The sequence below is a fragment of the Ramlibacter sp. genome (assembly GCF_036676645.1).
Taxonomy (GTDB): Bacteria; Pseudomonadota; Gammaproteobacteria; order Burkholderiales; family Burkholderiaceae_C; genus Ramlibacter.
On sequence record NZ_JAKFCM010000033.1, the window covers coordinates 27,839 to 39,979 of the forward strand.

The following is a 12,141-nucleotide window of genomic DNA, read 5'->3' on the forward strand; positions in this document are numbered from 1 at the left end:
CGACGCCGTCACCCGTAGACCGGGAAGTCGCGGGTCATCGCTTCGACCTGCCGGCGCACGGCGGCGACGCTGGCGTCGTCTTCCGGCTTGTCCAGCAAATCAGCGATCAGATGGCCGACTTGCCGCGCCTCGCCCTCCATGAAGCCACGGGTGGTCATGGCCGGAGAGCCCAGGCGCACACCGCTGGTGACCATGGGCTTCTCCGGGTCGTTCGGAATGGCGTTCTTGTTGACCGTGATGTGTGCGCGGCCCAGCAGCGCCTCCGCCGCCTTTCCGGTCATGTTCTTGGCGCGCAGATCGACCAGCATCACATGGCTCTCCGTACGCCCGCTGACGATGCGCAGGCCACGCTGGACCAGCGCTTCGGCCAAGGCGGCGGCGTTCTTCACGACCTGCTTCTGGTAGGCCTTGAATTCCGGCGACAGGGCTTCCTTGAAGGCCACGGCCTTGGCAGCGATCACGTGCATGAGCGGCCCGCCCTGCAGCCCGGGGAAGATCGCGCTGTTGATGGCCTTCTCGTATTCAGGACGCATCAGGATGATGCCCCCACGTGGCCCGCGCAGGCTCTTGTGCGTGGTGCTGGTGACGACGTCGGCGTACGGAATCGGGTTGGGGTACTCGCCTGCCGCGATCAGGCCCGCGTAGTGGGCCATATCGACCATCAGCAGGGCGCCGACGTCCCGGGCCACTTGTGCGAAACGTTGGAAATCGATGCGCAGCGAATAGGCCGAGGCGCCAGCGATGATGATCCTGGGTCGACTTTCGTGGGCCTTGCGCTCCATCGCCTCGTAGTCGATCTCCTCCTTCTCGTTCAGCCCGTAGCTGACAACGTTGAACCACTTGCCGCTCATGTTGAGCGCCATGCCGTGGCTGAGGTGTCCGCCTTCGGCCAAGCTCATGCCCATGAATGTGTCGCCTGGCTTCATGAAAGCCATGAACACAGCCTCGTTGGCCTGGGCGCCCGAATGCGGCTGCACGTTGGCCGCCCAACCGTGGTCGTTCGCGCCGAACAGTTGCTTCACCCGGTCCAGTGCCAACTGCTCGGCGAGATCCACGTACTCGCAGCCGCCGTAATACCGGCGCCCCGGATAACCTTCGGCGTATTTGTTGGTGAGTTGGCTGCCCTGCGCGGCCATCACCGCCGGTGAAGCGTAGTTCTCGCTGGCGATCAATTCGATGTGCCGCTCCTGGCGCTGGTGCTCCTGCTGCATCACCGCCCACAGGTCGGGGTCGACGGCTTCCAGGGTTTGGCGGCTGTAGCTGAACATGGTGGTTCTTGCGGACGAAGAGTGGTCTGGGCCGGATCTTCGTAGTTCAGTGCCACTGGTGCCAGCCAAATTGCGACGTGCAATATGCGCGTTACGACATCGATGGGAAGGTTTTCCTCTGTGGGCCCGATCTCCTGGCGCGCCGGTGGTGATCGCCCCATCGAGCCCTCCGTGGCCAGCGCGGGTCGACGCCTGCGACAACGCGCTGGCGGAAAACGATCGACGGGCTCTACCAAGCCGAGCGGCTTAACGTCCTGCGTTCTGAAAGCCGAAAGGATTCAACGGACTCGCCTCAACGAGTTCCCGCAATCCCGTGGCGGTTCATGCTGGGCGGGCAGCGCTGCGCGTTCCCAGCATCGACGACGAACCACGCCGCAGGAACTGCCCCGCCCCGGCTCGACCTGTGAACGTCACGCCGTCCCAGATCACCTCCCCGCGCAGCATCGTGCAGACCGGCCATGCCTTCAAGCCCATGCCTTCGTAAGGCGTGTAGTCCGCGCCGTGATGCAGCATGTGGTTGCCGAGCAGCACCGGCTCGGTTCCCCAGACCACCAGGTCGGCGTCGCTGCCGACCGCGATGGTTCCCTTGCGCGGGTGGATCCCATAGAGCTTTGCCGGATTCGTCGCCGTCAGTTCGACGAACTTGTTCAATGTGATCCGGCCCCCCAAGACGCCCTCGGAGTAGAGGAGAGGTAACCGGGTCTCGATGCCGGGCACGCCATTCGGGATTCGAGGGAACGGAACCTCCTTCCCGTCCGGATGCTTTCCGTGTGCGCCGCCCAGGTTGAATGGCGAGTGATCCGACGAAAAGATGGTGAACAGGCCGTCGGCGAGACCATGCCAAATCGCCTCCTGGCTGTCTCGGTCGCGTGGTGGCGGGCTGCACACGCACCGTGCGCCGGTGTAGCTGTCGTCGACGCCCAAGTCTTCGGCAGTGAGCAAGAGGTATTGCGGGCAAGTCTCGGCGAAGATGTTGAGCCCCTTCCCGCGCGCCCAGCGGATTTGCTCGACGGCTTCATGCCCCGAGACGTGGACGATCAGGATGGGGACGTCCACGAGCTCGGAGAGCGCTATCGCGCGGTGCGTACCTTCGCGTTCGACCAGGAGCGGCCGAGACAGGGCGTGGTAGCGCGGCGCGATCTTTCCCGCAGACGCGAGGTTCTCCGTCATCCATGCGATGCAGTCCGTGTTTTCCGCGTGTACCAGCGCCGTGGCGCCATGGTCTCTTGCCAGAGCCAGAAGCTTCAGTATTTGATGGTCGCTCAGCTTGACCGCGTCGTAGGTCATATAGAGCTTGAACGAGCTCAAACCCTGCGCGATCTGCTCAGGCAACTCGTCTCGCAAGACAGTGGGTGTCGGGTCGCTGACGATCAGATGAAAACCGTAGTCCACGCACGACCGGCCCGCGGCACGTCGATGATAGTCGTCAACGGCCTCACGCAGCGACCCGCCCTTGCGCTGTGCCGCAAATGGAATGATCGTCGTCGTGCCGCCGCAGGCGGCCGAGCGCGATCCTGATTCGAAGTCGTCCGAAAGGCGCACAGGCGGCGCCATCGGCTGATCGATATGGCAGTGTCCGTCGACGCCTCCGGGCGTCACGATGCGGCCCAGAGCGTCTATTTCGGAACGGCCTCGCGGGAGGTGCGTTCCAAGGACGGCAACGATCCCGTCGCGAATGCCGATCTCGCACGGCGTGGTGTCGCTTGCGGTGGCGAGGACGGCGTTGCGTATGACGACATCGAGCGGCCTTGATGCTTGCCTGGAGGAGCTCATTCGTTCAGGCCCTTTCCAGAGTACGGGTGCACGCGCTTCCAGTGCCGCGCGATATCGACACGCCGGGCGACCCAGACGTCGTCGTACTTCTTCACGTGGTCGAGGAAGCGTGCGAGTCCCGCCGCACGGGAGGGATGACCGATGAGGCGCATGTGGAGTCCGACGGACATCATCTTCGGCTGCGTGGCGCCCTCCTCGTAGAGCATGTCGAAGCAATCGCGTACATGCGAAAACCACTGATCGGCGTTTCCGATCGCACCGTTGAACTGCCCATCGTTGTTCGTCAGCGAGTAGGGCACGATCAGGTGCGGCTTGCCATCCACGGTCCTCCAGAACGGCAGTTCATCCCCGTAATAGTCGGAGTCGTACTCGAACCCACCCGCCTCGACGACGAGACGGCGCGTGTTCGGTCCCGGGGAGTAGCGGCAATACCAACCGGTCGGTCTCGAACCGGTTGTCCGCTCGAGAGACTCGATGGCCATACGGATGTGCCTTCGCTCCTCGTCCTCGCTCAGCGCCGAGTGGCTGATCCAGCGCCAGCCATGGCTGCACACATCATGGCCCGCTGCGCGAATGGCCGCGGCGGCCTGCGGATTGCGCTCCAGCGCGAGTGCGCAAGCAAAGATGGTCAGCGGGAGGTCGCGGTCACGGAACAGGCGCATCAGCCGCCAGAAGCCCACGCGGCTGCCGTACTCGAACAGGCTCTCTGCCGCGAGGTCGCGCCCCACGCGATCCGGGTTGAGGCCGCGTGCGTCCGTGAGAGCAGCTTCAGAGTAGTTTTCACCATCCTGGATCGATGGCTCGGACCCCTCCTCATAGTTGAGAACGAAGTTCAGAGCCAGCCTTGCCTGCCCAGGCCACGCGGGATCGACAGGTTTGGCTCCGTATCCGACGAAATCACGCTGCAAGTGTTCCAAGGCAAGTCCCACCGGATTCAAAACACAAGGGAAACATGGAAGGCGTCCACCGGTCGAAACTCCTCGTCGGCGCTCGAGCCGTTGCGCCACATCACGACGGCATGGCAGGAGGGTGCATCGAGCACAGTCAGCGATCGGTGCCAGGTACCCGGCTTGTAAGTAACGACGTCGCCCGGCCCCGCGACGAAGGCCCGGGCGGCGGTGACGTCCGGATCGCCGGCTGCGTCGGAAGGGCAGACGACGACCATCCATCGTCCTCCGTTCATGTGAATGAACGTCTGCGAGCTGAACCGATGACGCTCCATCTCGGCGATGCGAAGGTAGGGCCCCTCGGCAGGTTCCCGAAACGTCAGATAGACGCATGGACGTGCGTCGGGTCGGCTGCTGGCGAGATCGCGGCCACAGTCCACCGGGTCGGTCGTCGCGGGCCGTTGCACATAGTCGCCGAAGGGCCTGAAGGACGCGGCGTCCATGGGCGCAGGCACAAGCGTGCGCACCGAGTTGCTAACTAGCCGAGAATTCATAGAGCACCTGCGGGGCTGTCTCCTCTGTCGGGACAGCCGTGGGAAGAAGGCTTCACGATCTTGAAACCAGCAGCCGGCCAGCGGCCGGTTCGACCAACTTCTTCTTCAGCCGAATGGTTTCGCTCGCCAGCGCTGCGACGGACGGCGTCATCCACAAGCACTGACGCCATGGATTTCGAGGGCAAGCGTGCCCTGCAGGTGCTTGCGGCGAGTGGAGCTGTACATCGTGGCGGTCTGATGCAGTCGAACGGAGGCCTCACTTTGCCGCCATTTACACCGCGTGTCGCTTGCGAAGAGGTGCGCCGTCCTTAACGGCCGGTTTAGGGCGGCCTTGCACACGCGGGTTTCCCTCGGCCGGTAGGAAAACCCGGTCCACCAATGGGCCGCCAAAGGCGCGTGTTTACAGCACGGCAGAATCGCGTCATGAACCTAAGGCAGCTCGAAGTGTTCCGCGCCGTGATGTCGACCGGCTCGGTGACCGACGCGGCGCGTGTGCTGCATGTCTCCGTTCCCGCCGTGAGCCGGCTGCTGTCGCACACCGAGAGCCGGCTTGGCTTCGCGCTTTTCGAGCGCATCAAGGGGCGATTGCACCCCACCGCCGAGGCCCGCCAGCTCTACCAGGAGACCGAGCAGGTGTACGCCGGCGTCCGGCGCATCTCCGAGCTGGCCGGCGAGCTGGCGCAGCGCCGCTACGGATCGGTCAGCGTTGTCTCCAGTCCCAGCATAGGGCAGCAGCTCGTGCCGCGGGCGATCGCGAACTTCCATTTGGAGCACCCCGAGGTGCACCTGCGATTTCATTGCCTCAGCCACGAGCTTCTGAAGGAGCGGGTGCTGGCCGGCCTGGTCGACGTGGGGATTTCGACGATGCCGATGGCGCACCCCAAGCTCTCTACTCGCACGATTGCCCGCAGCGACCTGGTGTGTATCTGCCCTTGGGACCACCCGCTCGCAGGCGCCGATGCGGTAACGCTGGATGACCTGTTGTCGCACGAGCTGATCGCCTATCCGGGCGATACGCCGCTGGCGCGCCGCATGCAGGAGCTTTTCGTCGCGCGCGGCGAGTCGCCTCGTGTAGCCATCGAAGTCGGCTCGCCCCACAATGCCTGCGCCCTGGTGCATGCGGGCGCGGGTATCGCCCTGGTGGATGAGTTCTCGTTGCAGAGCTGGCCCAAGGCGCACTTCCGCATCCTGCGCTTCGACGGAACCGCACCCATCCTGGCCGACCTCGTCCACCTGCGCAGCGCTCCGCTGACCCCGGCCGCGCAGCGTTTCATCGACTGCCTGGAGCGCGTGCTGAAGGAGAGCGGCATGCAGTCCGAAGCAGGCTGACGGCCGTTCTTTCCGGATCCTTGCATCCGGGTTAAGGCCTACGCACGAACAGTCACTCGACGCCTCGCGACCTCGATCCAAATAATCGTCGTATCCAAGGAGAGGTCACGATGACAAGCAAGAAGCGCACGCTCGGCCTGGCCGTGGCGCAGATGGGTCCGGTGCACCTGGCCGACGACCGCCTGGCGGCGGTCAGGCGCATGATCGAACTGATGCGTGACGCCAAGAGCCGTGGCGCGGAGTTTGTCGTTTTCCCCGAGCTCGCGCTCACCACTTTCTTCCCACGCTATTGGATGACCGAAGAGCAGGCGCAGGAGCGCTTCTTCGAGAAGACGATGCCAGGTCCAGCCACGCAGCCGCTGTTCGACGAGGCACGCGCGCTCGGTTTGGGTTTTTACCTGGGCTTCGCCGAACTCACGCCGCAAGGCAGACCATTCAACACGTCCATCATCGTGGGGCCGGATGGCAGCATCCTGGGCAAGTACCGCAAGATCCACCTTCCCGGCCACTCCGACCACAAGCCCGACGCCCCCTTCCAGCACCTGGAGAAGAAGTTCTTCGACGTGGGCGATCTGGGCTTCCGCGTCTTCGACACGCAGGGCGTGCGCATGGGCATGTGCCTGTGCAACGACCGCCGCTGGCCGGAAACCTACCGCGTCATGGCGCTGCAAAGCGCGGAGATCGTCGTGCTGGGTTACAACACTCCTTCAGTGAACATCCACTGGAACGAGCCGGTGCACCTGCGCACGACGACGCACTTGCTGTCACTGCAGGCGAGCGCCTACCAGAACGGCATCTGGGTGGCCGCCGCCGCCAAGTGCGGCGCCGAGGATGGCTTCCACATGATTGGCAGCTCCGCGATCGTGGCGCCCACTGGCGAGATCGTCGCGCGGTCCCTGACCGAAGAGGACGAGGTCATCGCCGTGCGCGCCGACCTGTCGCTGGGCGAATTCTTCCGCGAGCACGTGTTCAACTTCGCCAAGCACCGCCGGCCCGAGCACTACCGCCTGATCGTCGAACGCACCGGCGCCGGCGAACCGATCGCCTGAGGAAACAATGCTCGACCTCACCATTCGCCGTGGCCGCGTCGTCAGCGAAGGCCGCGTCATCGAAGGCGATGTCGGCGTGCGCGACGGCCGCATCGCCGAGATCGGCCGCAACCTGGCCGCGGGCCGGCACGAGATCGACGCGGCCGGCCGCTGGGTGCTGCCGGGTGGAATCGACAGCCACTGCCACGTGGAGCAGCGCTCGGGCATGGGGATGATGTGCGCGGACGACTTCTATTCCGCCACGGTTTCTGCCGCTTTCGGCGGCACGACCACCATCCTGCCCTTCGCTGCGCAGCACCGTGGCATGTCGGTACCCAAGGTGCTGGAGGACTACAGCCGCCGCGCAGCCGAGAAGGCCGTGATCGACTACGGATTTCACCTGATCCTGGCGAACCCCGACGATCGCACGCTACAGGAGGACCTCCCCCGGGCGATTCGCGACGGCATCACCTCGCTGAAGGTCTACATGACCTATGAGCAGATGAGGCTGGAGGATGCGCAGCTGCTGAACGTGCTGGCACTGGCCCGCCGGGAGCGGGCGCTCGTCATGGTGCACGCCGAGAACCACGACATGATCAAGTGGCTCACGCACCGACTCCTGGAGCGCGGCCACAAGGCACCGAAGTTCCACGGCATGGCGCACGACACCCTCGCGGAAACCGAGGCCGCCTTCCGGGCGATCGCGATGTCGCGGCTGATCGACGTGCCGGTGCTGCTGGTCCACGTTGCCGGCTGCGAGACGGTCGAGCTGATCCGGCAGGCCCAGCAGCTGGGCGCCAATGTGCTGGCCGAGAGCTGCCCGCAATACCTGTTCCTGACCGCCCAAGACATGGACCGGCCCGGAATGGAGGGCGCGAAGTTCTGCTGCTCTCCTCCGGCGCGCGACGGCCAATCCCAGGAAGCGGTCTGGCGGGGGCTGATCGACGGCACGCTGATGACGTACTCGTCGGACCACGCGCCCTACCGATTCGACGAAACCGGCAAGCTGCCCAAGGGCGATGCCACCACCTTCAAGGAGATGGCCAACGGCATGCCCGGCATCGAGCTGCGGCTGCCGCTGCTGTTCAGCGAAGGCTTTCTCGCCGGGCGCATGGACATCCACCAGTTCGTGGCGCTGGCGGCCACCAACCACGCACGGCTGTACGGGCTGGCGCCCCGCAAGGGCACCATCGCGGTCGGCGCCGACGCGGACCTCGCGTTATGGAACCCGGAGCGACGCGTCACGGTTACTCCTGACCTGCTGCACGACAACGCCGGCTACACGCCCTACGAGGGCCGCACCATCCAGGGCTGGCCGGAGGTGGTGATCAGCCGCGGCCGCGTGATCGTGGAGAACGGCAAACTGCACGCAGAGCGCGGGTCCGGGCAATACCTGCGGCGCGGCGCGCCCGACGTGCCGCTGCGCGAGCCGAGCGGCGAGCGGTCGCGGCGCCCCTTCGGTTCCGTCTTGAGGGCCCTGGTGGGGATCGAGGAGGCCCGATGACTCGGCGTCCCCGTATCCTGGTGCTCAATCCCAACAGCAGCGAGTCGGTCACGCGCGCCATCGATCGCGCGATGCAGTCCAGTGACGCCGCGCGCCAGTGCCAGTTCGATGTTCTGACGGCCGCGGACGGGCCGCCGGGAATCGTCACGCAGGCGGACTACGAGCGCGCGACCGCCCTGGTCGCCGGTTACCTACAGCGTCGTGCGCCCGAGGCGCGGGCCTTCGTGATCGCCTGTTTCAGCGACCCGGGCGTGGAGGCGGCCCGTACAGGATTCAGTAAGCCCGTGATCGGCCTGGGGGAGGCCGGGATCCGGGCGGCGTTGCTTCAGGGGCGTCGGGTCGGCGTTGTCGCCGTGGCCGACGCGTCGATCCCGCGCCACTTGGGCTACTGGGAGTCACTCGGGCTCGCGCAGCACGTGGCCGGCGAGCGTGCCTTGAACCTGCGGGTCGACCAATCCGGCGACCGCGAACTCGCGTTCGGGCCGATGTGCGAAGCGGCCAGGCGCCTGCGCGACGAGGACGGTGCCGACGTGCTCTTGCTCGGGTGCGCCGGAATGGCGGACCTGCGCGGGCCGCTGCAGGAGACCCTCGGCCTGGCGGTGGTCGATCCCTGCCACGCCGCGGCTGAGGCTGCCGGTGCGGTGGTCCTGGGCGGCGCGCAATGAGCCGCTCGATTCCCAGATGCCTGGGCGTGCTGGGCGGCATGGGCCCGCTCGCGGGCGCGCAGTTCGCTGCCCGCGTGGTCCAGCTCACCCCGGCAAGCTGCGACCAGGAACATATCCCGCTGCTGCTCTGCAACGACCCGCGCGTGCCCGATCGCTCCACCGCTTGGGTGGGCGGCGGCCTGAGCCCGTTGCCAGCCATGATGCGCGGTATTGCGATGCTGCAGGACGACGGCGCCGACTGCATCGCTATTCCCTGCAACACCGCTCACCTTTGGTTCGACCAGCTGCAGGCCGCCACCAGCGCGCGCCTGCTGCACATCGTCGAAGCGGTCGTCGTGGACCTGCGGCGCCAGGGCATCGACCAAGGCGCGATCGGGATCCTCGGCACGCGCGCGACCCTGGAGACAGGCCTCTACCAGCGCTACCTGGCTCAGTCGGGTTACGAGCCGGTCGTGCCGACAGCGCCGGACGCAGTGGCGGACTGCGCCGAATCCATCGCCGCGGTCAAGGGCGGCCGCGTGGACCAAGCGTTCGCGCCCCTTGCGCGGGCCATCGCCTCGCTCGAGAGGGCCGGCGCGCGCGCCGTCGCGCTCGGGTGTACCGAACTGCCGCTCGCCTTGCCGCACGTACGGCGCGCCGAGTTTGACGTGGTCCTTACTGACTCCATGGATGCACTCGCCCTCCAGGCCGTGGAAACCTTCTATCCCCGAACCGCAATCCCGCGCAAGAACTTGGGCACTCAGGCTTGAGAAGTACCTGTGCTGTCTCAACGAGGAATTGAAGATGGCAAGGTTTGCTTTCGACCGCAAAGTAGCCGCAACGTCGCATTCCGCCAGCACGGTTCGCGGAGCAGCATCGCCAGCGAGCTGGCGATGCTGCATCAGACCAATTAGGCATCAGGAGGGCGTCTGAACGCCTCCAGTTGCTGACCTGTCGTCCGCTGGAAAACGCGATACCGGCTCCCGGCGGTCGGGATACCCAGGAGCGCTTTGACGCGAGCCTTGTGTCCGCGAAGCATCTCGCCCTCATAGGGCCGGAGAACTGGCCTCCTCAGTTCATCGACCCAGGACAGGCAGCCTCTCTCCGGCGGATTTCGTTTTGACCCGCCGGACATTCTTTTCTCCCCTCACCGCAACTACGCGCCGCGCCGCTCACTCGACCGTGACCGACTTGGCGAGGTTTCTCGGCTTGTCCACATCCGTCCCCCGCGCGCAGGCCGTGTGATACGCCAGCAGCTGCAGCGGCACCACGTGCAGCAAGGGGCTGAGCGGTCCGTAGTGCTCGGGCATGCGGATGACGTGGATGCCGTCCTCGCTTTCGATGCGGGTGTCGGCATCGGCCAGCACGTAGAGCACGCCGCCGCGGGCGCGCACTTCCTGCATGTTGCTCTTGAGCTTTTCGAGCAGGGCATCATTGGGCGCCACGGTGACCACCGGCATCTGGCTGGTGACCAGCGCCAGCGGGCCGTGCTTCAACTCGCCGGCGGCATAGGCCTCGGCGTGGATGTAGGTGATCTCCTTGAGCTTGAGCGCACCTTCCAGCGCGATCGGGTAGTGCAGCCCGCGGCCGAGGAACAGCGCGTTCTCCTTGGCGGCGAAGTGCTCGGCCCAGCCGATGACCTGCGGCTCCAGCGCCAGCACCGCCGACAGGGCCGAAGGCAGGTGGCGCATCGCCTTCAGGTGCGCGGCCTCCTGCGCCTCGGTCATGCGGCCCTTCACGCCGGCAATGGCCAGCGTCAGCAGGAACAGCCCGGCCAGCTGCGTGGTGAAGGCCTTGGTCGAGGCCACGCCGATCTCGACGCCGGCGCGCGTGAGGTAGGCCAGCCTGCATTCGCGCACCATGGCCGAGGTCGGCACGTTGCACACCGTCAGTGTGTGCTGCATGCCCAGTTCGCGCGCGTGGCGCAGCGCCGCCAGCGTGTCCGCGGTCTCGCCCGACTGGCTGATCGTCACCACCAGCGTGCGCGGGTTGGGCACCGATTCGCGGTAGCGGTACTCGCTGGCGATCTCGACCTGGGTCGGGATCTTCGCGATCCCCTCCAGCCAGTACTTGGCGGTGCAGCCGCTGTAGTAGCTGGTGCCGCAGGCCAGGATCAGGACCGATTCGATCTCCCTGAAGACCGAATACGCGCCGTCGCCGAACAGCTCCGGCACCACCGCCTGCACGCCTTCCAGCGTGTCGGCGATCGCGCGCGGCTGCTCGAAGATCTCCTTCTGCATGTAGTGGCGGTAGGGGCCGAGTTCGGCCGCGCCGCTGTGCGCCTGCACCGTGCGCACCGGGCGGCTCGCGGCCCGGCCGCCTGCGTCGGCCACCCAGTACTTGCCCAGCTGCACGTCGACGATGTCGCCTTCCTCCAGGTACACGATCTGGTCGGTGACGCCGGCCAGCGCCATCGCGTCGCTGGCCAGGAAGTTCTCGCCACCCTCCTGGCCCACGCCCAGGATCAGCGGCGAGCCGGCGCGCGCACCCACCACGCGCAACGGTTCGTCCTTGCAGAACACCGCGATCGCGTAGGCGCCATGCAGGCGCGGGATGGCGGACTTCACGGCCTCGAACAGGTCGCCCTCGTACAGGCTGTCCACCAGGTGGCAGATCACCTCGGTGTCGGTCTGGCTGGCGAAGTGGTAGCCCCTGGCCTTGAGCGCCGCCCGCAGCTCGTCGTGGTTCTCGATGATGCCGTTGTGGACCAGCGCGATGCGGCCGGGGCGGTCGGTGGCGCGCTCGCCGGGTCCGTGGCTGAAATGCGGGTGGGCGTTGTGCACGGCCGGCGCGCCATGCGTGGCCCAGCGGGTGTGGGCGATGCCGGCCGTGCCCTCGATGCCTTCGCGCCCGACCTGCGCCAGCAGCTCGGCCACCCTGGCCGTGCTGCGAGCTCGGCGCAGGCCCTTGTCGTGGACGGCCACGCCGCACGAGTCGTAGCCGCGGTATTCGAGCCGCTGCAGGCCCTGGACGAGGACGGGGACGATGTTCCGGGTCGAGACGGCGCCGACGATGCCACACATGTTCTTGCTCCTGGACGGATGCGCAACTGTAGGAGCGCCGCCAAGAAATCATCTATCTAAATTACTGCAATCATGACATCATCTTCCACATCTACAATGCACTGGAACATTCTTCCACGAAGATATCAGAT

The 12,141-nt window shown here is 66.1% G+C and carries 10 protein-coding genes; 5 read left to right on the forward strand and 5 right to left on the reverse strand.

The features are described 5' to 3' along the window. Positions 1 to 8: 8 nt before the first annotated feature. From glyA to V6M57_RS06015, 4 genes are all read right to left on the reverse strand, one after another. Complete coding sequence (gene glyA, locus V6M57_RS06000; RefSeq protein WP_332814081.1) at positions 9 to 1,268, reverse strand: serine hydroxymethyltransferase; 1,260 nt, start codon at positions 1,266 to 1,268, stop codon at positions 9 to 11. Positions 1,269 to 1,589: 321 nt separating this feature from the next. After that, positions 1,590 to 3,041, reverse strand: a complete 1,452-nt coding sequence (gene hydA / locus V6M57_RS06005) for a dihydropyrimidinase (RefSeq protein WP_332814082.1) — start codon at positions 3,039 to 3,041, stop codon at positions 1,590 to 1,592. After that, positions 3,038 to 3,958: an allantoinase PuuE gene (locus V6M57_RS06010; protein WP_332814083.1), complete on the reverse strand. Its 921-nt coding sequence runs from the start codon at positions 3,956 to 3,958 to the stop codon at positions 3,038 to 3,040. The genes hydA (V6M57_RS06005) and V6M57_RS06010 overlap by 4 nt, the downstream gene beginning before the upstream one ends. 17 nt (positions 3,959 to 3,975) lie before the next feature. Beyond that, a complete protein-coding gene (locus V6M57_RS06015) occupies positions 3,976 to 4,482 on the reverse strand; it encodes an ureidoglycolate lyase (protein ID WP_332814084.1) in 507 nt (168 codons plus the stop codon). Positions 4,483 to 4,905: 423 nt separating this feature from the next. Between V6M57_RS06015 and V6M57_RS06020 the strand changes: the two genes are divergently transcribed. From V6M57_RS06020 to V6M57_RS06040, 5 genes are all read left to right on the forward strand, one after another. Next, the gene (locus V6M57_RS06020) at positions 4,906 to 5,811 is read left to right on the forward strand and encodes a LysR substrate-binding domain-containing protein (RefSeq protein WP_332814169.1); all 906 of its coding nucleotides are present in this window, start codon (positions 4,906 to 4,908) and stop codon (positions 5,809 to 5,811) included. A 110-nt stretch (positions 5,812 to 5,921) separates the two neighbouring features. Continuing rightward, positions 5,922 to 6,860, forward strand: a complete 939-nt coding sequence (locus tag V6M57_RS06025) for an N-carbamoyl-D-amino-acid hydrolase (protein ID WP_332814085.1) — start codon at positions 5,922 to 5,924, stop codon at positions 6,858 to 6,860. A 7-nt stretch (positions 6,861 to 6,867) separates the two neighbouring features. Continuing rightward, positions 6,868 to 8,343 (forward strand): dihydropyrimidinase, encoded by a 1,476-nt coding sequence (gene hydA, locus V6M57_RS06030; RefSeq protein WP_332814086.1) that lies wholly within the window; start codon positions 6,868 to 6,870, stop codon positions 8,341 to 8,343. 20 nt (positions 8,344 to 8,363) lie between these two features. Then, positions 8,364 to 9,008 carry an aspartate/glutamate racemase family protein gene (locus tag V6M57_RS06035; protein WP_332814087.1) on the forward strand — a complete coding sequence of 215 codons (645 nt, stop codon included), beginning with the start codon at positions 8,364 to 8,366 and terminating at the stop codon, positions 9,006 to 9,008. Next, a complete protein-coding gene (locus V6M57_RS06040) occupies positions 9,005 to 9,757 on the forward strand; it encodes an aspartate/glutamate racemase family protein (RefSeq protein ID WP_332814088.1) in 753 nt (250 codons plus the stop codon). The genes V6M57_RS06035 and V6M57_RS06040 overlap by 4 nt, the downstream gene beginning before the upstream one ends. A gap of 402 nt (positions 9,758 to 10,159) precedes the next feature. Here V6M57_RS06040 and glmS read toward each other — a convergent pair whose 3' ends face one another. After that, on the reverse strand, positions 10,160 to 12,010 hold the full coding sequence (gene glmS / locus V6M57_RS06045; protein ID WP_332814089.1) for a glutamine--fructose-6-phosphate transaminase (isomerizing): 1,851 nt from the start codon (positions 12,008 to 12,010) through the stop codon (positions 10,160 to 10,162). Positions 12,011 to 12,141 lie beyond the last annotated feature (131 nt).

Bases quoted from the DNA above. Each gene is read 5' to 3' on its own strand.
- glyA (WP_332814081.1), bottom strand. From the start codon at position 1,268: ATGTTCAGCTACAGCCGCCAAACCCTGGAAGCCGTCGACCCCGACCTG.
- hydA (WP_332814082.1), bottom strand. From the start codon at position 3,041: ATGAGCTCCTCCAGGCAAGCATCAAGGCCGCTCGATGTCGTCATACGC.
- V6M57_RS06015 (WP_332814084.1), bottom strand. From the start codon at position 4,482: ATGAATTCTCGGCTAGTTAGCAACTCGGTGCGCACGCTTGTGCCTGCG.
- V6M57_RS06020 (WP_332814169.1), top strand. From the start codon at position 4,906: ATGAACCTAAGGCAGCTCGAAGTGTTCCGCGCCGTGATGTCGACCGGC.
- V6M57_RS06025 (WP_332814085.1), top strand. From the start codon at position 5,922: ATGACAAGCAAGAAGCGCACGCTCGGCCTGGCCGTGGCGCAGATGGGT.
- hydA (WP_332814086.1), top strand. From the start codon at position 6,868: ATGCTCGACCTCACCATTCGCCGTGGCCGCGTCGTCAGCGAAGGCCGC.
- V6M57_RS06040 (WP_332814088.1), top strand. From the start codon at position 9,005: ATGAGCCGCTCGATTCCCAGATGCCTGGGCGTGCTGGGCGGCATGGGC.
- glmS (WP_332814089.1), bottom strand. From the start codon at position 12,010: ATGTGTGGCATCGTCGGCGCCGTCTCGACCCGGAACATCGTCCCCGTC.